At 46.9% G+C, this 21,357-nt stretch carries 23 protein-coding genes; 1 reads left to right on the forward strand and 22 read right to left on the reverse strand.

The window, feature by feature from the left end:
• Positions 1-61: 61 nt before the first annotated feature.
• The 5 genes from DMO16_RS11310 to DMO16_RS11330 form a co-directional block, all read right to left on the reverse strand.
• The gene (locus DMO16_RS11310; RefSeq protein WP_061967326.1) at positions 62-460 is read right to left on the reverse strand and encodes a thioesterase family protein; all 399 of its coding nucleotides are present in this window, start codon (positions 458-460) and stop codon (positions 62-64) included.
• A gap of 424 nt (positions 461-884) precedes the next feature.
• Positions 885-1,679, reverse strand: coding sequence for an ABC transporter ATP-binding protein (locus DMO16_RS11315; protein WP_129477523.1), 795 nt, complete (start codon positions 1,677-1,679; stop codon positions 885-887).
• Positions 1,654-2,673 carry an ABC transporter permease gene (locus tag DMO16_RS11320; protein ID WP_061967322.1) on the reverse strand — a complete coding sequence of 340 codons (1,020 nt, stop codon included), beginning with the start codon at positions 2,671-2,673 and terminating at the stop codon, positions 1,654-1,656. The genes DMO16_RS11315 and DMO16_RS11320 overlap by 26 nt, the downstream gene beginning before the upstream one ends.
• A gap of 126 nt (positions 2,674-2,799) precedes the next feature.
• Positions 2,800-3,792 (reverse strand): ABC transporter substrate-binding protein, encoded by a 993-nt coding sequence (locus DMO16_RS11325; protein ID WP_061967320.1) that lies wholly within the window; start codon positions 3,790-3,792, stop codon positions 2,800-2,802.
• Between the two features lie 134 nt (positions 3,793-3,926).
• Positions 3,927-4,895, reverse strand: coding sequence for an NAD(P)H-dependent flavin oxidoreductase (locus tag DMO16_RS11330; RefSeq protein WP_129477525.1), 969 nt, complete (start codon positions 4,893-4,895; stop codon positions 3,927-3,929).
• Between the two features lie 61 nt (positions 4,896-4,956).
• Here DMO16_RS11330 and DMO16_RS11335 point away from each other — a divergent pair, with 61 nt between their 5' ends.
• Positions 4,957-5,469, forward strand: coding sequence for a gamma carbonic anhydrase family protein (locus DMO16_RS11335; RefSeq protein ID WP_129477527.1), 513 nt, complete (start codon positions 4,957-4,959; stop codon positions 5,467-5,469).
• Positions 5,470-5,526: 57 nt separating this feature from the next.
• On the opposite strand, the gene paaX is transcribed toward DMO16_RS11335, so the two are convergent.
• The 17 genes from paaX to DMO16_RS11420 all read right to left on the reverse strand — a co-directional run bounded on the left by paaX (position 5,527) and on the right by DMO16_RS11420 (position 21,320).
• Complete coding sequence (paaX, locus tag DMO16_RS11340; protein WP_241840546.1) at positions 5,527-6,387, reverse strand: phenylacetic acid degradation operon negative regulatory protein PaaX; 861 nt, start codon at positions 6,385-6,387, stop codon at positions 5,527-5,529.
• Between the two features lie 118 nt (positions 6,388-6,505).
• A complete protein-coding gene (locus DMO16_RS11345; RefSeq protein ID WP_129477529.1) occupies positions 6,506-7,285 on the reverse strand; it encodes an enoyl-CoA hydratase-related protein in 780 nt (259 codons plus the stop codon).
• 13 nt (positions 7,286-7,298) lie between these two features.
• Positions 7,299-8,501: a thiolase family protein gene (locus tag DMO16_RS11350; RefSeq protein WP_129477531.1), complete on the reverse strand. Its 1,203-nt coding sequence runs from the start codon at positions 8,499-8,501 to the stop codon at positions 7,299-7,301.
• Positions 8,498-9,370 carry a 3-hydroxyacyl-CoA dehydrogenase gene (locus DMO16_RS11355; RefSeq protein ID WP_129477533.1) on the reverse strand — a complete coding sequence of 291 codons (873 nt, stop codon included), beginning with the start codon at positions 9,368-9,370 and terminating at the stop codon, positions 8,498-8,500. The genes DMO16_RS11350 and DMO16_RS11355 overlap by 4 nt, the downstream gene beginning before the upstream one ends.
• Before the next feature lie 65 nt (positions 9,371-9,435).
• A complete protein-coding gene (locus tag DMO16_RS11360; RefSeq protein ID WP_129477535.1) occupies positions 9,436-10,203 on the reverse strand; it encodes an enoyl-CoA hydratase-related protein in 768 nt (255 codons plus the stop codon).
• A 13-nt stretch (positions 10,204-10,216) separates the two neighbouring features.
• Complete coding sequence (locus tag DMO16_RS11365) at positions 10,217-10,993, reverse strand: enoyl-CoA hydratase/isomerase family protein (protein WP_129477537.1); 777 nt, start codon at positions 10,991-10,993, stop codon at positions 10,217-10,219.
• Positions 10,986-11,291, reverse strand: coding sequence for an EthD family reductase (locus tag DMO16_RS11370; protein ID WP_061967296.1), 306 nt, complete (start codon positions 11,289-11,291; stop codon positions 10,986-10,988). Before DMO16_RS11370 ends, DMO16_RS11365 begins: the two co-directional genes overlap by 8 nt.
• A gap of 45 nt (positions 11,292-11,336) precedes the next feature.
• Entirely contained in the window at positions 11,337-11,822 is a 486-nt protein-coding gene (gene paaD / locus DMO16_RS11375) for a 1,2-phenylacetyl-CoA epoxidase subunit PaaD (RefSeq protein ID WP_129480374.1), read from the reverse strand.
• A gap of 36 nt (positions 11,823-11,858) precedes the next feature.
• A complete protein-coding gene (paaC, locus tag DMO16_RS11380; protein ID WP_129480375.1) occupies positions 11,859-12,650 on the reverse strand; it encodes a 1,2-phenylacetyl-CoA epoxidase subunit PaaC in 792 nt (263 codons plus the stop codon).
• 11 nt (positions 12,651-12,661) lie between these two features.
• Positions 12,662-13,009, reverse strand: a complete 348-nt coding sequence (gene paaB / locus DMO16_RS11385; RefSeq protein ID WP_061967291.1) for a 1,2-phenylacetyl-CoA epoxidase subunit PaaB — start codon at positions 13,007-13,009, stop codon at positions 12,662-12,664.
• Between the two features lie 15 nt (positions 13,010-13,024).
• Positions 13,025-13,933 carry a 1,2-phenylacetyl-CoA epoxidase subunit PaaA gene (gene paaA / locus DMO16_RS11390; protein WP_425590068.1) on the reverse strand — a complete coding sequence of 303 codons (909 nt, stop codon included), beginning with the start codon at positions 13,931-13,933 and terminating at the stop codon, positions 13,025-13,027.
• Between the two features lie 128 nt (positions 13,934-14,061).
• Complete coding sequence (paaK, locus tag DMO16_RS11395) at positions 14,062-15,372, reverse strand: phenylacetate--CoA ligase PaaK (RefSeq protein ID WP_129480376.1); 1,311 nt, start codon at positions 15,370-15,372, stop codon at positions 14,062-14,064.
• Between the two features lie 338 nt (positions 15,373-15,710).
• Positions 15,711-16,700 carry a lipoate--protein ligase gene (locus tag DMO16_RS11400; protein WP_061967289.1) on the reverse strand — a complete coding sequence of 330 codons (990 nt, stop codon included), beginning with the start codon at positions 16,698-16,700 and terminating at the stop codon, positions 15,711-15,713.
• 118 nt (positions 16,701-16,818) lie between these two features.
• Positions 16,819-17,553 carry an MBL fold metallo-hydrolase gene (locus DMO16_RS11405; RefSeq protein WP_061967285.1) on the reverse strand — a complete coding sequence of 245 codons (735 nt, stop codon included), beginning with the start codon at positions 17,551-17,553 and terminating at the stop codon, positions 16,819-16,821.
• A gap of 115 nt (positions 17,554-17,668) precedes the next feature.
• Complete coding sequence (locus DMO16_RS11410) at positions 17,669-18,496, reverse strand: carbohydrate ABC transporter permease (RefSeq protein WP_061967284.1); 828 nt, start codon at positions 18,494-18,496, stop codon at positions 17,669-17,671.
• A gap of 28 nt (positions 18,497-18,524) precedes the next feature.
• Positions 18,525-19,769 (reverse strand): carbohydrate ABC transporter permease, encoded by a 1,245-nt coding sequence (locus tag DMO16_RS11415; protein WP_129480377.1) that lies wholly within the window; start codon positions 19,767-19,769, stop codon positions 18,525-18,527.
• 255 nt (positions 19,770-20,024) lie between these two features.
• Positions 20,025-21,320 (reverse strand): ABC transporter substrate-binding protein, encoded by a 1,296-nt coding sequence (locus DMO16_RS11420; protein ID WP_061967283.1) that lies wholly within the window; start codon positions 21,318-21,320, stop codon positions 20,025-20,027.
• Positions 21,321-21,357 lie beyond the last annotated feature (37 nt).

Here is a 21,357-nt window from a genome sequence, read left to right on the forward strand (position 1 = left end):
TTCTCCCCCCTGATGATCCTTTGACTCTTTGTCGCTTTAAAGTAAGCGCTTACATTTTGTTCTATAAAACTTTCATCTCTTCCAGCTTTTTTGAGATCTGTGCTTTGGGCAAAATATATTGGGTGACTTCTCCCCGGCCCACGACCGCTTTTTCATTACGTACCTCTACCTCGCAAATCACGGCCTTTCCTTTCAATTCCGTCAGCGTTGCGGTAATGGAAAGGGGCATCCCTTCAGGGGTAGGCGCCAGATGAGTTGCTTTAATGCCACCGCCTATTCCTTCCTCGTTCTCTTCTAGAAATGGAAGAATGATTTGTCTTGCCGCCCATTCCATATGGTAAACCATTGAAACAGTAGAATAGGCCGGATGAACCAGCTTTCCCTCAAACTGTGCAAACATTTCGGGTGTAACACGTGCTGTTATCGTTGCCGTGTCCCCAATCTTCATCCCTGGTTTCATCTTTTCACCTCATTATGAAATTGTTAAACCGCAAAGAATAAGGACATTTTCCTTTTCCCGGTCCATGCCCTCTACTACTTCGCACTATTCAACTCGATAATTATATAACGTTTTCTTAACGTTATAATATCATTTTGTTAAATGATCAGTCAATGAGTACCCTTTGATTTCAAGTCAATCACTCCTGAATGCACAAAAAAACCGGACCATGTGCCAGTCCGGCTTTTCCTGTAGAAGTGATCGAAGTGTATTAAAACAGCCCGGCCAATTTTGACGTCCATTGCTCATGCTGCTTCAAAAAAAAAATTTCCTCCCACTTAATTTCGATTCCTACCGTATATTTAAGCTCAAAGTCTACCTGTTTTGGGGAGAAAAACCAAGGAGTCCCAGAGTTCTTTCCGCTGGTAAAGTGTTACAGGGGCGTTTATGAAAGCAACGCTCTGTCGCTAGCCATTTTTTCTCCGCGGATTCTTTGAAACTCTTCCAGCAGCCGTTCCACCGTAAGCTGCTTCTTGCTTTCCTCATCCACATCCAAAATGATCTGGCCTTTATCCATCATAATCAGGCGGTTCCCAAGATCGATGGCCTGCTGCATATTATGAGTGACCATTAACGTGGTCAAGCGGTGCTTTGAAACAATCTCTTTTGTTAAATCCGTGATGAGGGCGGCACGAGAAGGATCCAGTGCTGCTGTGTGCTCATCCAGCAACAGGATATCCGGCTCGGTGAATGTTGCCATCAGCAAGGAAAGCGCCTGGCGCTCACCGCCGGATAACAGCCCCACTTTGGCAGTGAAACGGTTTTCCAGTCCCAGATGTAAAGACTTGACAGCTTCCTGGAAAAACTCCTTTGATTTCTTTGTAATGCCCCGCTTTAGCGATCTTCGCTTGTTTCTCGCGTACGCCATGGCCAGGTTCTCCTCGATGGTCATGGTCGGGGCTGTACCTGCCATTGGGTCCTGAAAGACTCGGCCAATAAACCTTGACCGTTTATGCTCAGGAAGATTGAGGACGTTTTTACCTTTGATGAGCAGTTCGCCCATATCCGGGTAAAGAACCCCAGAAACCACGTTCATTAGGGTGGACTTTCCCGCTCCGTTGCTTCCGATGACTGTAACAAAATCACCAGGTTCAAGCTCCAGCTGGATGTTGGACAGTCCAATTTTTTCATCAGGCGTACCCTCGTTGAAGATTTTATGAACTGATTTTAGTTGCAGCAATTTCTTCACCCTTTCTTTCCAGAGCCTGACGGTGAAGCTGTCTTCTCTTCGCTTTTCTTGCCTGCTCTTTTCGTGCGTCCAGCAATTTGGGCAGAACAAGTGAACAAACTACAATGAGGGCTGTAATCAGTTTCAGGTCACCGGTTTCAAAGAATTCAATTTGCAGCGCGAACGCAATGATAATGCGGTAGACAACCGCTCCGAGAATGACGGCCAGCGTTGCCCGGCCAATTGATTTTGTACCAAACAGCGCTTCACCAATAATAACGGAAGCCAGGCCGATAATGATCATCCCGATCCCCATTCCAACATCGGCAAATCCCCCGTATTGAGCAATAAGTGCTCCCGCAAATGCCACCAAGGCGTTGGAAAGCCCCAATCCTAAAACCGTCAGGCTGTCGGTGTTTGCGGAAAAGCTACGGATCATACGCTTATTGTCACCCGTTGCGCGTATAGCCAGGCCAACCTCCGTTCTCAGGAACCAGTCGGTGGCAAACTTGATCAATAACGTAACAATAGCCATGATAAAGAATATCCCCCACGTTTTTGGCAGGCTTCCTCCCAATCCAATGGCTGTAAACAGGTTATTGACGGCACCGTCAATCCCAAGCTTCTGCCAAAAACCCGTGATGAGTGTAAACGAAGTATCTTCACCGAGTAGCGGAACATTCGACCGCTGGTCCATGATCCGGAGATTGATGGAATAAAGAGCAATCATCATCAGGATACCGGACAAAAGCGGATTGATCTTTCCTTTTGTATGCAGAATCCCTGTGAGACAGCCCGCTATAAAGCCCGCGAGCATGCCTGCTATCGTGGCCAAAAACGGATTCTGCCCATGTACAATCAACGTGGCTGAAATGGCGGCTCCTGTAACAAAGCTGCCATCTACCGTCAGATCAGGAAAGTCCAGAATCCGAAAGGACAGGTATACCCCTAGAGCCATGATGGCGTAGATGACCCCGGATTCCAAGGCGCTAAAGAGTGCAAACATTATGTTATCCCTCCTGTAAAATGCATTTTAATATACTCTCAAAAGCTACTAAGATTACAAAAATCTCATAAAAAACGTGCCGGATTTGATCCAAAGACATTCTGTGCCAAACCCAACACATATGCATTACTCGGTATATTCAGCCATGGATTTCCATTCCGGCTTCAGTTTGACACCCATCGCTTCTGCTGCTTTTTTATTGATCACAAGTTTAAGCTTTTGAGGATATTGCACTTTTAGTTCGCTCGGCTTTTTATCGCCCTTCAGGATTTTAGCCGCCATTTCTCCCGCTTCATAACCGATGTCATAATAATCAAATCCATAAGCGGCAAAGGCCCCGCGCTTTACTGAATCCAGTTCACCGGCAAACATCGGAATATCTTTATCCTCTGCTACACTGATGACGGACTCCAGCGCAGAAACAACCGTGTTATCGGTGATAATGTAAAAAACATCCGCACGCCCTACAAGGGACTCCGCTGCCTGTTTCACATCCGCTGAAGTAGATACACTGACTTCAACCGGCTTGAGATCTGATTTTTTCAACGCATCTTTTACAAGATCCACCTGAGCGACGGAATTTTGTTCTCCTTTGTTATAGATGAGGCCAACGGTTTTGGCGTCAGTTTCTTTATCAATAAATTCAATGGTTTTGGGGATGGCATCAGGATGCGTATCCGTGGTTCCCGTAATGTTGTCTCCCGGCTGGTCAAAGCTTTTTACAAGTTTTGCCCCCACCGGGTCGGTAACGGATGTGAACACGATAGGAATATCTTTTGTAGCATTAAGAGCGTGCTGCGCACTTGGTGTGGAGTTCGCAAAAATTAAATCCACATTGTCCCCAACCAGATTTTTTGCGATAGTCTGTGAATTGTTCGGGTCGCCTTGGGCAAGCTGAACATCATATTTCACATTTTTCAGTCCGTTGGCTGAAATCGCCTTTTTAAACCCCTTATAAGCAGCATCAAGTGACGGATGTTCCACGATCTGGGTAACCCCAATCTTAATCTCCTTATCCCTTGCTTCACCATTTACTTCTTTTCCGTCCTTTGTGCCGCATCCGCCAAGCAGCAACACTCCTGCCAGAGAAACGCCAAGCAAGCTTTTCCACTTTCTCATTCTCTTTTTCCCCCTTTTTACTCCCTCAGACATCTGCCTATCGTGCTGCAGTCCTTGTTGAACGGCCATGTCTCCATAATTTGTCGAACTATTTACAAAATTAATTATATTATAAATTCTAGTCCTTTAAAAGGCTATTTCACGTTTTGCCATTGGGCGGTTTCCTTTGCCTGGCCTTGGAGGGCTAAAGATGCTTCTTCCATGATGGATTGGATCAGTTCGCTTGCAGAAGGCACGTTTTTAATCAGTCCGGCCACCTGGCCACTGTTGATATACCCATTATCAAAATCGCCTTCCATGGCACCGGCCAAATGGCGGTTTTCAGCTGTGACTTCATTAAATTCCTCGAGTGTTATCCCTTTTTCTTCACGTGACAGCAATTGTTCCGAATAAGGCGTTCGCATGACTCTTCTTATTCGGCCGACCGATCGGCCGACGATCATGGTATCCCTGTCTCCCGCCTTAATGAGAGCTTCTTGATAGCGCAGATGAAAAGGCGCTTCCTTTACCGATATAAAGCGCGTTCCGAGCTGCACACCTTCCGCTCCGAGAACCATCGCGGCCGCCATGCCTCTTCCGTCTCCTATTCCGCCGGCAGCCACCAGCGGCACGTTTATCGCATCTGCCACTTGCGGAATCAGGGTCATGGTCGTCGTCTCAAACGGAGAGTTCAATCCGGCTGCTTCATACCCCTCTCCCACAATGACATCCGCACCGGCATCTTCTGCTTTTTGGGCATGATAGACCGATCCCACCACACACATGGCTTTTATGCCGTGCGCCTGGAGCCGGGGAATAAAGGGTGCCGGATTTCCTGCTGATAGGGAAACCACCGGTACCCGGTGCTTAATAATGAGTTCAAAAATTTCTTTTAGATTTGATGCCACGGCGAGAGGGACGTTCACCGCAAATGGTTTTTCTGTTTTTGAAGCGGTCTCCGCAATAAGCCGTTCCACCTCTGAAGGAGATCGGGTGCCAACTCCAATCGTGCCGAGAGCTCCTGCATTTGAAATCGCTGCTGTCAATGGGGCATTGCTCGCATTTCCCATCCCTCCCTGAATAACCGGATAGCTGATTCCCAATTGCTTGCAAACTCTGTTCATCTTCTCTCTCCTTTCTATGAATCTGTTATACTTAGATAAAACCAAAGGAAGGATGTTACACATGAACTATCCATTTAACGGCAAAACTCCACAAATCGATGAAAGCGCTTTTATAGCGCCTGGCGTACATATTATTGGCGATGTGACCATCGGCATGGAATCTAGTATTTGGTTCAACAGCGTTCTTCGCGGAGACGACGGGCCCATTACGATTGGTGACCGCTGCAACGTCCAGGACAATTGCACGTTGCATCTTTATGAACAATTTCCCCTTGTGCTTGAAGATGAGGTCTCCGTCGGGCACAATGTGATCCTGCATGGATGCACCATCCGAAAAGGCGCCTTGATCGGAATGGGAGCGACAATTCTCGATGGCGCCGAGATTGGTGAGCAGGCGTTTATTGGCGCAAATACCCTCGTTCCATCCGGCAAGAAAATCCCTCCCCGGACGATGGTGATGGGCTCCCCAGGCAGGGTGGTCAGAGAACTCACTGATAAGGATTTAGAGCTCATCTCGTTAACCATCGAAACATACCGGCAAAAAGGACAGCAATGTAAACAAGAGTTAAAATAACCGTTTTAAAAAAGCACTTTCCCTTGCGGTGGAAGTGCTTTTTGTTTGCATAAAGGCTTAAAGCTCCTGAATGAGCGGATGGTTCAGCGCATTGTAGGATTTATCCTTCTTCAGCTCGTTCCCCTCCTGATAAATCTTTTCAAAAAAGGAGCTTGAAGGACCTGCGAGTGTTCTGTAGTAATCGCCAAAAAGTGAGGCCGCATAATCTCCGAGCCAGTCGGAGGGCAGCAGTTCCTGTGGAAGGCCGGGGTCCACAAACAGAAATTTCCGGTATTCATGGACAAGCTTCGTGCGCTCCACAAAGCATTCTCCCTCGCTCATCTCGCCTTTTTCAATTTTATTTTTATCAATCACATATTTCTGGGAATACGTTTTAATAAATTCATCATACTTTTTATTTGTTTCGGCCAGATCCCAGCATTCATTGACCAGCTCGGCGTTCTTGTGCGGTCCCTCGTATTTTGCTGTAAAATAATGGACATAATCCTGTATTTGATACTTCTCCATCATCTGTTTAATCTGTTCTCTCTGGTTATTCGGAGAGATCCAAAAGCTGTTGGCCAACAGACCAAAGCCGCTCCATACGAGCTCTTTTCTCAGCTCATCCCTGATGCTGCGCTTCTCCTCGGGAATGGTGTACGTGAACATATACCAGGACCCGTCCCATTTTTCCGGCTGAAGCTTGAAAATCCGTTTGGCCGCCTCATCCATACGCCTGACGCCGCGCGGGGTTAGATAATAGTAGCTTTTGTTCCCTTGTTTGCGGGAAACAATCCAGCCCTGTTTGTTCATCCGGGAAATAGCGGCCCTTACCGCCTGCTCATTATGGCCGAATTCTTCGAGCAGCCGGATGAGGCTGCCGATCCAGATTTCATTTCCATAGTGCCGGATATAATCCCCATAAAGCGTAAAAATCATTGATCGTGTATTTAAACTGTTTTGCATCATGTCCCCTCATTTGCTTTACTGTCCATTTTTAATGACTCTTATCCTACCAAAACCAGGAGTCTGGAACAAGACATCTGCGTCCCCCGGTCTATTCCCCCTTAAAAACAGGAGCTCTTTTCTCGCCGAATGCTTCAAGCGCTTCGACCCTGTCTTTTGTGGGAATGGTCAATTCATACGCTTTGGCTTCAATGGCCAGCCCTGTCTGCAGGTCGGTTTCCATTCCGTGTTTGACGGCATACTTCGCCTGCTGTACAGCAACGGGACCATTCTTTAATATAGCCGCTGCGTACTCCTCGCATACCGCCATCAACTCTGCTTTGGACACGGTCCGGTTAAGAATGCCGTATTGCTCTGCTTCAGCAGCGGTGAGTTTTTTTGCCGTCAGGATCAGCTCAAGCGCTTTTGCCTGACCGATCAGGCGCGGCAAACGCTGTGTTCCCCCTGCACCCGGGATGATCGCCCAGCTCAGCTCGGTAAGTCCCATGGAAGCTGCTTCCGACGATACTCTGATATCACAGGCCAACGCCAGCTCAAAACCGCCTCCGAACGCATGGCCGTTAATGGCTGCTATGGTAGGCTGCGGAAGCGCCTCAATGCTAGAAAAAACATCACGGATTTTCCGCACGTTCCGCTTTACGTCTGCTTCAGAAAGGGTGCGACGCTCTTTCAGGTCGGCACCTGCGCTAAAGGCCTTTTCACCCGCACCGGTAAAAATGACAACACGCACGTCCTGGCTGTGATGAATTTCTTCAACTACTTCGCCGAGGCGCTGGAGAGTGGGAAAATTGAAACAGTTAAGTACTTCCGGACGGTTCAGCGTGACATAGGCAATATGATTTTTCACTTGATAAAGAATGGATTCTGGCATGTGGTTCTCTCCTTTATTCTATGTTTTCAACAACTGCGGCAATTCCCTGGCCTACACCGATGCACATTGTTGCCAGCCCGTATTTGGTGTTTCGTTTTTTCATTTCGTGTATGAGGGTGGTCAAGATTCTGGCCCCGCTCGCACCAAGCGGATGGCCGAATGCGATGGCACCACCATTTACATTCACCTTCTCGGGATCAAGCTCAAGTTGATTGATGCATTCAAGCGACTGCGATGCAAAGGCTTCGTTCAATTCCACCAGCTCCACATCGTCCATGGTGAGGCCTGCCCGCTGCACCGCTTTCCTGCACGCTTCAATCGGACCGAGCCCCATCACTGACGGTTCGAGTCCCGCAACCGCAGACGCTTTATAGCGAACCAGCGGCGTAAGGCCAAGCGCCTTCGCTTTTTCCGCACTCATCATGAGCAGCGCTGCTGCACCGTCATTTACTCCTGACGCGTTTCCTGCTGTAATGGTGCCGCCCGGGAACAAAGGCTTTAACTTGGACAGTTTTTCAATGGTCGTACCAGGCCTGGGGTGCTCGTCTTTGTCAAAAATGCTTTCATTACCTTTTTTATCTTCAAGCCTTACCGGGATAATTTCATCCTTAAACCGGTCTTCTTCTACCGCTTTTTGGGCCCTGCGCTGGCTTTCTGCAGCAAACTGGTCCTGCGCCTCACGGGTAATGCCGTATCGCTGCGCCACATTCTCCGCCGTCTGCGGCATGGAGTCGGTGCCATACTGTTCATTGAGCAGCGGATTGATGAACCGCCATCCGATCGTCGTGTCAAACATTTTCATGTCTCCGCGCGGGAACTCCGCATCGGGTTTTGCCATCACAAGAGGAGCTCTTGTCATGCTCTCCGTTCCGCCAACAATAAAAATGTCTCCCTCATTGGCCATGATCGCCCTGGCGCCATAAATGACCGCATCCAGCCCAGAACCGCACAGACGGTTGATCGTCGTTCCGCCAACCTCGACTGGAAGGCCGGCAAGAAGAGCAGCCATGCGGGCCACATTCCGGTTGTCCTCACCGGCACCATTGGCGTTTCCAAGGACAACTTCCTCAATCTGTGAGACTGGCACATCCGGATTTCGCTCGAGCAACGCCTTGATCGCGATGCCTGCCAGATCATCCGGCCTGACGGATTTAAGGCTGCCTTTATACCTGCCGATTGGCGTTCTGACGGCATCTACAATTACGACCTCTCTCATTTCGTCACGCCGCCCTTCTCCGCTGTATAATCATATACGCCGCGGCCTGTCTTCCGGCCAAGACGTCCTGCTTTCACATACTTAACAAGCAGTGGACACGGACGGTATTTTTCTCCCAGCGTTTGATGAAGATAATTTAAATTATTCAGGCGTGTGTCCAGCCCGACCAGATCCCCCAGCTCAAATGGTCCCATCGGATAATTCAGGCCGAGCTTGATCGCTTTATCGATTTCTTCCGGTGTACCTACACCTTCCTGAAGCATATAGAAGGCTTCGTTTCCGACCATCGCCGATATCCTGCTTGTTACAAAGCCCGGAAATTCATTGACCACCACTGTTTCTTTCCCCATCCGCTCAGCTGCTTCTTTGGCAGCATGTGCCGTCTCGTCACTTGTTTCGTGACCACGGACAATTTCAACCAGAGGCATTTTATGTACCGGATTAAAGAAATGCATGGCAATCACCTTATCCGGACGGGAGGTAAACGATCCGATTTCTGTCGGGCTCATCGTCGATGTATTGGTGGCCAGATAACAATGCGGCGGCGCAGAAGAATCAAGCTCGGTAAACACCGCTTTTTTTATGTCAAGATTTTCAGGTACTGCTTCAATGACCAAATCAGCTCTGCTGACAGCATCTGAAAGAGAGCTAGAGTAAAAAAGCCTCTGTCTCGCTCCTTCTGCCTGCTCCTCGGTCAGCTTCCCTCTTTGAACACCTTTTGAAAAAATCGCTTCTATTTCACCACGGGCATTTTGCAGCGCTTCTTCCTGCACATCCACCAGCTGCACATGAAAACCTCCTGCCGCCGCAGCATACGCAATGCCTCTACCCATTACACCTGATCCCACAACAACGATGGATTCCATCAACACCATCTCCTCCACTTCCCAGGATATCGTAAAAGCGAGCCGTTCAGCCCGCTTTTTTTTGTCTATTATCTTCCCGTAAACGCGGGCTTTCGTTTTTCCATAAATGCCGAAACGCCTTCTTTATGATCCTCGGTGCCGCCTGCCGTTTTCTGGGCAAGAGCTTCATATTCCAGAACCTCGCTCAGATCACTTTCCCAGCTTTTATTCATATACCGCTTGATCAGTCCAATGGCTTTAGTCGGCATGCTGGCAAGTCTGACAGCAAAGGCTTCCACTTCCTGAATAAAGGCTTCTTCTGCCACTTTTGTTACCAGCCCCAATTCCTTCGCCTGGTCTGCAGAAATCTTTTCACCCAGCACTGCAAGCTCCATTGCCTTTGCATGGCCGACAAGCCGGGGAAGGAAATATAGGTTGCCCGAATCCGGTACGAGACCCACGTGGATGAAAGCTTCAATAAAGCTTGCTTTTTCTGAAGCGATTCTGAAATCGCAGGCAAGTGCAAGACTCATCCCCGCTCCTGCCGCCACACCATTGACTGCTGCAATGACAGGCTTCTCGATCGAAACCAGCTCCTGAATCATTGGGTTATATCCTTTGCGAAGCACTTCGCCATAATCTGGATTATCGCTTGAGCCAAGATCCTGGCCGGAACAAAAAGCCCTGCCTGCTCCTGTAATGACAATGGCCCGAATGTCCTTGTCTCTCCCCGCATTCTTTAAAGCAGCCAGCATTTCCTTATGCATCATTGCCGTAAAGGCATTAAGTTTGTCCGGCCGGTTCAGCGTGATCCAGGCCACCCCGGCTCTGGATTCATAGTTAATGGTTTCAAACATGGACCGCTCCTCCTTATTTTCCCTTGAAATGGGGATACCGTTTTTCAGTAAAAGCTTTCATTCCTTCTTTTTGATCTTCCGAAGAAAACAACAAATAGAAGTTCTTTCTTTCAAGCTGCATGCCGTCTTGCACGGAATGATCAGCCGCATACCGGACTGATTCCTTAATCAGCCGAAGAGACAGCGGTGCTTTATCTGCAATGGTGCGGGCAAATTTCATAGCCTCTTCCACCACAAGTTCTGGAGCAACTATTCTGTTAATGATTCCGTGTTTTTGCGCTTCCTTCGCTGTCATTGGTTCACCAAGCCACAGCCATTCGAGAGCATTTTTCGGTCCCATCAGTTTTGTCAGTTTGACGGTGCCTCCTGCACCCGGCATGACACCAAGCTTAATTTCCGGGAAGCCAAACTGAGCCTTTTCTGAGGCAAACAGGATGTCACAGCACAAAGCGAGCTCAAATCCCCCACCAAAACAATAGCCGCTGACCGCCCCGATTACTGGCTTTTTAATCGTGTGCAGCTGATCCCAGTCCTTAAACTGATTGAGCAGTTCAAGTGTGACTGCGTCATCCTCCATCATCTCATCGATATCCGCCCCGGCAGCAAATGCTTTCTCGTTTCCCGTGAGAACGATTGCCTTTACCGCATCGTGTTTGTCAAACGTTTCAAAGGCAGAGCGGATCTCTGTGACCATGCCTCTGCTGATGGCATTCAGCACATCCGGCCGATTTAACTCGATGAGCGCAATTCCGTCTTCCACTTTTGTTTTTATGCTTTGCAAATCAGCCATCCACTTCCTCACCGATCATCAGTGTGACCAGATCTCCCGCAAAGGACATTAAATCTTTTCCGGAGGCTTTTCCTTCGGCAGACTTCATGCCTGCCTGCAGAGATTCATGGTCGTCATAGTACATCTCGCAGAGCAAATAGTACTTGCTGTCTCCCATTGGCGAGCCTGTAATTTTAGTTACCTCCATCTTGCGAAGACCCGGAATTTTCTTCGTTACTTCCGTATGCGTACCGTAATAGTGCTCATCAAAGCTTTCCTTGTTTTTCGGAGTTTTGTAAAGGGCGATTAATTTGACCATTTAAATCTTCCTCTCATGTTATGGATTTAATGTTCTATCTTTCTTTTAATTCATGTCTGCGACAGGCTTCATGGCTTCAAACGGATTTTTGCAAGACTTGCAATACAGAATGCTGCGGCAGGCGGTAGGGCCGAAGATGTTTTCCATCGTGACATAGGATGACCCACAATACGGACAATCAATGCTCCACGGTTCTCCCATCACGTGATTGGCCGGAGGCGGAGCAATGCCAAATTCCTTGAGCCTGATTTTCCCTTCCTCCGTAATACGGTCTGTTGTCCAGGAGGGTGAGAACACGAAGTCTACCTTTACCTCATTAACACCATCTACTTCACTCGCTGCTTTTTTTATGCCCCGTTCAATGATTTGAAGCGCCGGGCATCCGACAAACGTTGGAAGCGCCTTGATTACAACTGAGCCGTCTGTGGCCACCACATCCTCCACCATACCCAGATCAAGGATGCTAACGGATGAGATTTCCGGATCCGTGACTTCCTTTAACGCCAAGAGGACTTTTTCTTTGAGATTCATAGACTGCAACACCGCCTCCATGTTTTCTCCCCTTTCTTACCAGCCAGACGCCGGATTGGTCACATAAACTTCTGAAAGAGTGGTAAGCGCGTCTGCGAGATCTTGCGTATGCTCTCCCTTTCTTCCATTTCCGCTTTCGATCAGCGGCTCACCTTGTGGTGGAACCCCTGTTTCCACAAACATCTTTTCAATTCGGTTCAGCCAGCGTTTTTTCAGCAGATTTTCATCCTCTATGAATCCGCCTTTTACCATTTCACTGTAGGATGGGCCGAGCGTAAGCACCCCGCCGAAATCTTTCCACGCCTTCCCTACTGCCGAGAGCATGCGCTTTTTGGCCTCTTCGGTACTTGTCACAAGCTGCTTGAACCACAGCTCCCAGTGCATTAAATGATAATATTGCTCGGTTATGATCTTTCTTGCCGCATCCGCCAGCGGCTCATAGGATGATAGTCTTAGAGATTCCAGACGAATCTGTTTGTATACCGCATAAAAGTAGTTTCTTACGACCGTAAACGCCCAGTCATAATCCGGCTTCTTGAGATAGGTGCCACTGCCATTTACTTTTTCAAGCAGAATGGCATTTCGGAAGGCTTCCGGTTTTCTGAGGTGCGCCAAGCCATCGGCTTCGCCTTCCCCCAATTCCTCCAAAAGGTGATAATACATTGCGGCATGCCCCATCATATCCTGGCTGATGGATGAGAAGGCCACATCTTCTTCGATGTGCGGTGCCAGCCCGAGCCACTCAGAACCTCTGTAGGCCAGAATGAAATCATCATCCCCAAGCTGGTAGATCAGTTCTATAAGCGCTGATTGCTCCTGTTCGTTCATTGTCTTGGTGTTCACCGGCTCTCTTCCCTTCCGCCCATGATGTGCTTCTCCGTAAACTGTTCCTGGTTGTAGTCGCGCCACTTTTTCTTTAAATAGCCGTAGCCTTTTGTCTCCCGGTAGTTTTTATCCATCCGCTTCAGCATTTCCCGCTCACCCTGTGTCAGGCCGCGGATATTTTCCCGTTTGACCACCCAGATGTCTGCGACCGTTTCTCTTCGAAAGAAATTCTCCTTCGCCATTACAAGGGCCATATCAGCATTCGGTGCCAACAGGCTGAACTGATGCTGAAACGGAGCTTTATCGGTCTTTTTGCTAAACACTTCATACACGTTATAAAATTGATTTTCTTGCTCGCTCATCCAATTACACTCTCCTCAGATTGCCTTTTGGGCGGCAAGCGCCTCACGAACCCAGCCATTGTTATCATAGGATCTTCTTCTTAGATCCAGGCGCTCCTGTGAACGAGGGCCGTTTCCAGAAACAATTTGCTTAAACTCCCTCCAGTCCACATCCTTGTAAATCCACATCTGTGCTTCTTCATCAAAGTGGATGGTCTCATCCGGAATCGTAAGGCCGAGCGCCCAAATCCTCGGGATATATTTTGTAAAGAATTCCTGTCTCAGTTCTTCATTGGTCTTGGTTCGGATTTTGTACATGATATTTCTGTCTGCATTGGAATTGCCGGTTTCTTTGGCAGATTTCGGACCAAAGAACATGATCAGCGATGTCCACCAGCGGTTAAGAGAATCCTGCAGAAGCTCGCGTTGTTCCGGTGTTCCTTCCGCCAAAGCGAGAATGATGCTCTCGCCGTGCTGCGCATGAAAAACTTCTTCGGCACAAATTCGCTTTAACGCCCTGGCGTACGGGCCATAGGAGGAATCAAGCATCATACTTTGTGAAATAATGGCCGCACCATCCACCAGCCAGGCAATCATTCCGGCATCTCCCCAGGTTGGCGCTTCCATGTGAAACACGTTATGAAACTTTAACTTTCCGGAAAAAAGATCCTGCATAATGTCTTCTCTTGATTTGCCAAGCGGTGCCATGAGATCCTCTGCTACCCGCAACAGGAGCTGTCCGTGACCCATCTCATCCTGCACCTTCGCCATGATGGCCAATTTGCGGTGAAGGGACGGCGCTTTTGGAACCCACTCCTTTTCCGGAAGCGCTCCCATAATTTCCGAAATGCCATGCATGGAAATCAGCCGGATCAAGCTGATTCGGTAATCATCCGGCATCCAGTCATCTGCTTCTATCTTTTCACCGCGGTTGATTCTTTCCATAAAATGCTGATGCTTCTCATCATTGGTCAACTGCTCAAACCTGAGACCTGCCTGCACAATAGCCCCTCCTATATATATTACGTATATTTACCGTTATTATAAAATAACGTCATATAAATAACAACCACCTACACTTTCAGTTGAGCCGCTTTATGCCTAACAACCCTGACCGCCTTTCCTTCCGAACGCGGAATGGATCCAGGCGAAAGTACATGAATGTCCAGGTTCACAAGGCAGCTGCTTTTGACCGCTTGTTTGATTTGATGCTTCAAGCTATCCATTTGGTCATGGTTTATATTTTGCCCGATTAATGCAAAGCACGACTCTGTCATTTCAACATGCAGCTCCACCTTTTCCTGGAATCCATCGGCATGAACATGAAGCTGATAATGAGGAACAAGCTCATTCACCTTAAGAAGGCAGTTCTCGATCTCCGAAGGAAACACATTCACTCCGCGTACGATCAGCATGTCATCAATGCGCCCCTTTACTCTGGACATACGGACCGAAGTCCTGCCGCACGCGCATTTTTCCTTATGAAGTGAGGCAATATCCCCTGTCCGGTAACGAATCACAGGAAAGGCTTCCTTTGTTAAACTGGTAAACACCAGCTCCCCCGGCTCTCCTTCAGGAAGAGGCTCCAGTGTTTCCGGATCAATTACTTCAACATAAAAATGATCATCCATAATATGCAGACCATTCTGAGCCTCATGGCATTCCATCGCTACGCCAGGACCCATCACTTCACTCAGCCCATAAATGTCATTCGCCTTAATATCAAGCTTCTCTTCAAGCGCTGCCCTCATCTCCTCAGACCATGGCTCCGCTCCGAAAATACCGTATTTTAATGAAGTTGAACGAGGATCTTTGCCCATTTTCTCCATCTTTTCGGCAATGGTCAGAACGTAACACGGCGTTCCGCAGATAACCTCCGGCTTGAAATCTTCAATGAGCAGAATCTGACGCTCCGTGTTCCCTCCTGAGACAGGAACAGTCACCATGCCGAGCCGCTCGGATCCGTAATGAAGGCCAAGTCCCCCGGTAAACAGGCCATACCCGTAAGCATTATGCAAAAACTGCCCGGGTTCTCCCCCTCCAATGGCAATGCTCCTGGCCACCATTTCACTCCAGTTCTCAATATCTTTGGCTGTATAGCCAACAACCGTCGGTTTGCCACTGGTGCCTGAAGAAGCGTGCACGCGGACAAGATTCTTCGTTTCAACCGCGAACAGGTCAAACGGATAGTTGTCCCTGAGGTCTTTTTTCACAGTAAAGGGCAGCTTTTTTATATCTTCCAAAGAACAAAGATCTTCAGGCGAAATTCCTTTTTCCGCAAATGCTTTTCTGTAAAACGGTACCTTTTCATACACCTTCTCCACGGTTTCTTTCAGCCTTGAAAGTTGAAGGTTCTGCTTTTCCTCCTGATCCATGCATTCCATTTCCACATTAAAGATCACAGCTATTCACCTCTTGAACGGATTTGTAAGCCTTTACATTTACGAGTGAAATAATATGACGTTTTATTTTCGATTGCATTTTATATGTAATATGTTTTTCTAAAGCTTACCGTTTTACAATTATTCTGTCAAATATGTTATAAACTTTTATAGCTCTTGAAAGTGGTTGATTTCCGTTTCAGGTGGACTAAAAAACTGTTCCCAAAGCAACAATCTCAAAAAACAATCAAAAAAGAACACAGCCTGGCTGTGCTCTAAAACTTGCACATCCCTGCTGTGCTCTAAAACTTGCACATCCCTGCTGTGTTTCCTAATGTACATTAATAAAGTAAATCCAAAAATTCTTCTTTTGTAACGTTACCGAAGTAATGGCGCATGTTTATGTCTTTTATCGCTTTCTCGATTTCTTCCCGGTCATAGCGTTTGTCGATCAGTCGCTCCTCAATATCGTGCACATCGCCGACTCCGAAAAAGTCTCCATAAATTTTGCATTCCCTCATGATGCCTCTTTCGATCTGCAGCTTCACTTCTACTGATCCCCCGGCAAACCGGTTGGAGAGTTCGACGTTTGATTTGGGAGACTTACCGAAGTTCCAATCCCAGTTATCGTAACGCTGTTCTGAGATCTTATAGATTTTCTCCCAGTCCACTTCCGTCAGTTCATAACGAGGCACTTCTTCAAACTCTTCAAATAAGTAGGCGAGAAGCGTTTGCTTGAATTCGTCCATTGTCATGTCCTGATCAAGATGATCACGGATATTGGTTACACGGCTGCGGATGGACTTAATGCCTTTGGACTGGATTTTATCCATTTTTACATTAAGGGCAGAAACTACATTTTCGATTTCCGAGTCAAACATCAGCGTTCCATGGCTGAACATCCGCCCTTTCGTAGTAAACATGGCATTTCCGGAAATTTTCTTTTCGTCTACTTGAATATCGTTTCTTCCGGTCAGTTCCGCATGCACACCCAATTTGTTCAGAGCTTTTACGACAGGATCTGTAAATTTTTTAAAATCATGAAAGGAGTTTCCGTCATCCTTGGTAATAAAGCTGAAATTCAGATTGCCGGTATCATGATAGACCGCGCCCCCTCCGGACAGCCGGCGGACCACATGAATGTTATGCTCTCTCACATAATCGGCATTGATTTCTTCTACTGTATTCTGATTTTTCCCTATGATAATGGAGGGTTCATTTATATAAAATAAAAGGTAGGTTTGATTAATATCGAGATGCTTTAATGCATATTCCTCAATAGCCAAATTCACCCTTGGATCTGTAATATTGCGATTATCGATAAACAGCATAGACCTATTCTCCTTCACTGCTCAGTTAGAAAAAAATTCTCCTTTTTCGTTATACAACTCTTTTAAAAGAATAGCAAGCTGTCTGACTTTCGTAAAGGTAGCAATTTATGGATGCTTTTCAATTTCCCCATGTCCAGCCTGCATATGCGGCTTCAATTCGTCCTGCATATTTTTCTCCCGCCTGAGATACCAGCTGTTTCCGGTCACCGAAATGAGGCAGGTGAGTCAGAAGAAGAAACGGCACACCTGACGCTTCGGCCAGATTCCCAGCATCATGTGAATTCATATGGCCGGGGCCGCTGCCATCCTGATCACTGTAAAAGTTGCACTCCGAAATGAGCAGGTCCGCTCCGGTACTGAACGGAATAAACTCTAGAAGATAAGCAGAATCCGCTGTATAAACGATGGTTTGATCTCCCGCTGTAATCCTCATGCCATAACAAACAGCCGGATGCTTCGTTTTTTGAAAGGTGATGGAAAACGGCCCGACAGTCAGGCTTTCTTCTGGAAAATAGGCCACTCCTTTCGTTGCCTCACGATAAGTCAGATTCGCAAAGCCTTGCTGGTCCTCATTATGACCATAGATCGGCAGCGTCTCAACACCTGACTGCAGAAAAGATTGGACAAGTCTGGCGTATTGGAGAACACCAATATCAGCCACATGATCATGATGATAATGAGAAAGAATAACTGCATCCAATTCTTCTGGCTGAATATAGGATTGCAGCCCGGAGAGAACTCCGCTTCCGCAATCGATTAATAGATTGAACCCATTGTGCTGCAGCAGATAACCCGAGGTGGCTTCCCCCTTTCCCGGATAGCCGCCCCAATAGCCAATAACGGTTAGTTTCATCTTCCCACTCCCTGTTTCGTCTCTAGGTAATAACAGTGTACCCTTAAATTGGATTTAAACAAAACTTCTGTTAACAGCAAAAAAGACCGGCTTGTGGAATGGCCGGTCTTTACTCTTACTCTTTTACAGCACCCGAGGTAAGCCCTGACACGATTCTGCGCTGGAAAAGCAGTACCATGATGACGAGCGGGATTGTAACAATAACAGTGGCCGCGGTGATATCGCCCCACGGTACGGTAAATTGCCCTTCAAACATGGCGATTCCTACCGGCACAGTTTTAAATGCTTGATCCGTATTTATCGTCAAAGCAAACAAAAATTCATTCCAGGCCGCAATAAAGACCAGGATGGCCGTAGTGAAGATACCAGGTACGGCCAGCGGAAGGATAACCTTCCAATAGGTTTGCATCAAAGTGGCTCCATCCATCTTGGCAGCCTCTTCAAGATCAAATGGAATCTTTCTGAAAAACGTAACCAGAATCCAGATCGAAAGTGGCAGCGTGATGGTGGTATACGGGATGATCAGTCCAAGATAACTGTTGGTCAGACCAATATTTTTCAATAAAATATAGATGGGTGAAATGGTTGCAATCTGCGGAAACATGGAGACCGATAATACCAATCCCAAAATAACAGTCTTTCCTTTAAATTGAAGACGTGCAATCGCATAGGCAGTAAACGATGCGATCAGAACGGTATATAACGTCGTGATGCCAGACACTACAAAACTGTTCCATAAATATTTCAGAAACGGGTAATTGGTAAAAACAGAAATATAGTTTTCAAATGTCGGGTGACTGGTAAACGGTGAGAATGCCTTGTCACCGAACAGTTCATTTATCGGTTTGATGGAACTGACAAGCATCCATATAAACGGAAACATAACAAGAAAAACAAAGATGGCAAGAAAGATATAAAACAACGGCCCTGCTTTTTTATTCACAAGTTCTCACTCCTTTTATACACGTTTCTTATCTGTCGGTTAGCAGGTCACGGCCAAGAACCTTAATAAAGATCATGGAAATGACGGCCACACATACAAATACAATGACCGACAGAGCGGACCCGTCCCCAAAATTGGTCTGTTCAAACATCCGTTTGTAGGCCAGGATGGAGATCGTCTCTGTGGAGTTGGCAGGACCTCCGCCTGTGAGTACGAACACAAGGTCAAACACACGGAAGGCATCAAGGGTTCTGAACAATAAAGCGACCAGAATACTTGATTTCAATAATGGAAGAGTGATCGTTGTAAACTGCTTCCATTTCGAGGCTCCATCAATGGAGGCCGCCTCGTAGAGTGAAGATGAAATCGTCTGCAGCCCCGCGAGCAGTAGGAGCGCCATATACGGTGTCGTTTTCCAGACGTCGGTAAAAATAATGGAAAACATGGCACCAAGGTTGGTGGTCAAAAGATCAGTGGCGTTGCCAACAAGACCTACCTTCTCAAAAATGTGGGCAACCACTCCATTTTGTCCGTCGTACAGGAACTGCCACATTTTTGCGGAAACCGCTGTTGGAATCGCCCAGGGAATCAAAATGGTAGCCCTCACCAGCCCCCGTCCAAAAAAGGCTTTATTGATCAGTACGGCAATCGCAAGCCCAATGACAAGCTCAAGGAAAACGGAAACAATCGTAAAGGCGCTTGTATTCCAGATGGCCATCCACATCCGATTATCCGTCAAATTGTTTTTGTAATGATCAAATCCAACAAAGTTGGGTTTAATCACGGCTTCATTAAGGGAGGAAGAAAGGCCAAGGGCATCCTCTTCATTTTTAAGGCCTTTTAATCCTTTGACTTCGGACGATACCTTATGAAGGGTTTTATCGAGTTTCAGTGCATCACTTTTGTCGACTTTTACTGAACTTAATTCTTCACTTACCGGTTCCATGTTCGTCAGCTTGTCATCGACCTGCTGATATTGTTTTTTAACCGCTGAATCTTCCTGAATTCCAGCATCCACCTCTTTTAATTCCGAGATCAATCCATTTAACGTTTCTGCGGATGAGCCTTTTGCTTTGCCCGCTTCGTCTTCCAGGACATTGATAAGAAATGGATAGCTGTTCAGATATTTTTCCAGGTCCAGATGATAGCTTAATGTAACTTCCGATTTTGTTGGATTGTTCAATCTTAAGTCAAACAGACTGTAATAAAAGGATTGCAGAACTGGCCAGATGGCGATCAAGAGGATCAAGAGCAGAGAAGGGGCTACAAGCATGTAAGCCAGCCTTTTTTCAGATGCTTTTCTTTTTTTACTTGAAGATGTTTTTGCCCGTCCAGGATCCTTTTTAGGACTTGGGCTTGGATTTAATTTCACTTCCACATTTGCCACTCCCTTGTGTTACGGATGCAATCGATGGGCTGGCGAAGCAGCAGTCCATCCATTCCATTCTGGAATCGATACCAATATTTGTTATTTGTTATGCATAAGCCTCCATAAAATATGAAGGCTTATGCATTTAACAGTAAATCTTTACTTTTCCATTTTGGAAGAAATCTCTTTTTGCATGTTTTTTGCTGCTTGTTCCGGCGTAATTTCTTTCGCGATCGCTTTGGAAACCTGGATTTGGATAATATCCGAGATTTCCGTATAGTTTGGAGCTACAGGGCGGGAAACCGCTGATTTGAGCGCATTTACGAAGCCTTCCTCTTTAAAGTAAGGGTTGGCTTTTTGGACATCCGGATCATCAAAGAGCTTGTTGATCGTTGGCGCGTGGCCGCCGTTTATCGCATCCATTTTCTGTCCCTCTTCTCCGGCCATAAACTTAAGGAACAGCCATGCTTCTTTTGGTACATCGGTGTTTTTGTTGATTCCTGCCTGCCAGCCGCCAAGTGCAGCAGCCGGTCCCTTATCGCCGGCAGGAAGCGGAGCTACGCCGACTTTACCTACAATTTTGGATTGAGATTTGTCATTTGCCAGCGCAAATTGATACGGCCAGTTTCGGATAAAGGCGGATTGCCCGTTAATGAATGCCGTATGGCTCTCCGGTTCTGCAAATGTGGTGATATTCTTTGGCACTACATCAGAAGTGGCCACTTCTACGAGTTTCTTCAATCCCTTTATGGCTTCTGGAGAATCTACCACAACTTCACCTTTCTCATTGATGATCTCTCCTCCATAGGAAGCGATGAACTCAACCGCATTACAGACAAGCCCTTCATATTGCTTGGCCTGCATCAGGTATCCAAATTTGGTACCGCCTTTTCCTTTGTCCGCTTTTGCCTGTTTCAAAAGGTCATCCCATGTTTTAGGCGGATCTTTTACGAGGTCTGTACGGTAGAACAGCATCCCGGCATCAATAAACTTTGGCAGGGCCCACTGTTTTCCTTTAAATTTTGAAGCGCTCAATGCTCCTTCGTTATATTCATCAAGTTTGATTCCATCCTTCTGTATAAAACGATCCAACGGCATAACATAACCTGCCTGAGCGAACTCTGCCGGCCAAACCACATCCATATCAAAAACATCAATCTCATCGGATTTCGCATTAAAAGCAGTTACATAAGCGTTATGCTGTTTCCCTGTATCGGCGGGCATTTCACGGAATTTCACATCAATGTTTGGATATTTTTTCTCAAATGCAGCTACCATCTTTTGAGTGGCATTCGTATCATCTTTACCACGTGCATAAATCAACTCAACCTTTTTGCCTTTGTTTGCAGAATCCTTCTTCTCGTCCGTGCTTGCCTTATTGTCACTGCATGCGGATAAAACGAGTGAAAGAGCAAGCGAGGTAGTAATGACTTTTGAGATTTTTTTGATGTTCATGTAGGTAATCCCCCTTTTAATATGTTTTGCGGACTGC

Source organism: Fictibacillus sp. S7, from assembly GCF_004127935.1.
In the GTDB taxonomy this organism is placed as follows: domain Bacteria; phylum Bacillota; class Bacilli; order Bacillales; family Fictibacillaceae; genus Fictibacillus_C; species Fictibacillus_C enclensis.

Coding starts and splice junctions, on each gene's coding strand:
- DMO16_RS11350 (WP_129477531.1), bottom strand. CDS start 8,501: ATGAGAGAGGTCGTAATTGTAGATGCCGTCAGAACGCCAATCGGCAGG.
- DMO16_RS11320 (WP_061967322.1), bottom strand. CDS start 2,673: ATGTTTGCACTCTTTAGCGCCTTGGAATCCGGGGTCATCTACGCCATC.
- paaK (WP_129480376.1), bottom strand. CDS start 15,372: ATGGAATGCATGGATCAGGAGGAAAAGCAGAACCTTCAACTTTCAAGG.
- DMO16_RS11365 (WP_129477537.1), bottom strand. CDS start 10,993: ATGGCTGATTTGCAAAGCATAAAAACAAAAGTGGAAGACGGAATTGCG.
- DMO16_RS11420 (WP_061967283.1), bottom strand. CDS start 21,320: ATGAACATCAAAAAAATCTCAAAAGTCATTACTACCTCGCTTGCTCTT.
- DMO16_RS11310 (WP_061967326.1), bottom strand. CDS start 460: ATGAAACCAGGGATGAAGATTGGGGACACGGCAACGATAACAGCACGT.
- DMO16_RS11360 (WP_129477535.1), bottom strand. CDS start 10,203: ATGTTTGAAACCATTAACTATGAATCCAGAGCCGGGGTGGCCTGGATC.
- DMO16_RS11325 (WP_061967320.1), bottom strand. CDS start 3,792: ATGAGAAAGTGGAAAAGCTTGCTTGGCGTTTCTCTGGCAGGAGTGTTG.
- paaX (WP_241840546.1), bottom strand. CDS start 6,387: ATGATTTTTACGCTTTATGGGGATTATATCCGGCACTATGGAAATGAA.
- paaB (WP_061967291.1), bottom strand. CDS start 13,009: ATGAGCGAGCAAGAAAATCAATTTTATAACGTGTATGAAGTGTTTAGC.
- DMO16_RS11370 (WP_061967296.1), bottom strand. CDS start 11,291: ATGGTCAAATTAATCGCCCTTTACAAAACTCCGAAAAACAAGGAAAGC.
- DMO16_RS11405 (WP_061967285.1), bottom strand. CDS start 17,553: ATGAAACTAACCGTTATTGGCTATTGGGGCGGCTATCCGGGAAAGGGG.
- DMO16_RS11345 (WP_129477529.1), bottom strand. CDS start 7,285: ATGCCAGAATCCATTCTTTATCAAGTGAAAAATCATATTGCCTATGTC.
- paaA (WP_425590068.1), bottom strand. CDS start 13,933: ATGGAAAGAATCAACCGCGGTGAAAAGATAGAAGCAGATGACTGGATG.
- DMO16_RS11335 (WP_129477527.1), top strand. CDS start 4,957: ATGAACTATCCATTTAACGGCAAAACTCCACAAATCGATGAAAGCGCT.
- DMO16_RS11415 (WP_129480377.1), bottom strand. CDS start 19,769: ATGCTTGTAGCCCCTTCTCTGCTCTTGATCCTCTTGATCGCCATCTGG.
- DMO16_RS11400 (WP_061967289.1), bottom strand. CDS start 16,700: ATGCTGTTTATCGATAATCGCAATATTACAGATCCAAGGGTGAATTTG.
- paaD (WP_129480374.1), bottom strand. CDS start 11,822: ATGAATCTCAAAGAAAAAGTCCTCTTGGCGTTAAAGGAAGTCACGGAT.
- paaC (WP_129480375.1), bottom strand. CDS start 12,650: ATGAACGAACAGGAGCAATCAGCGCTTATAGAACTGATCTACCAGCTT.
- DMO16_RS11330 (WP_129477525.1), bottom strand. CDS start 4,895: ATGAACAGAGTTTGCAAGCAATTGGGAATCAGCTATCCGGTTATTCAG.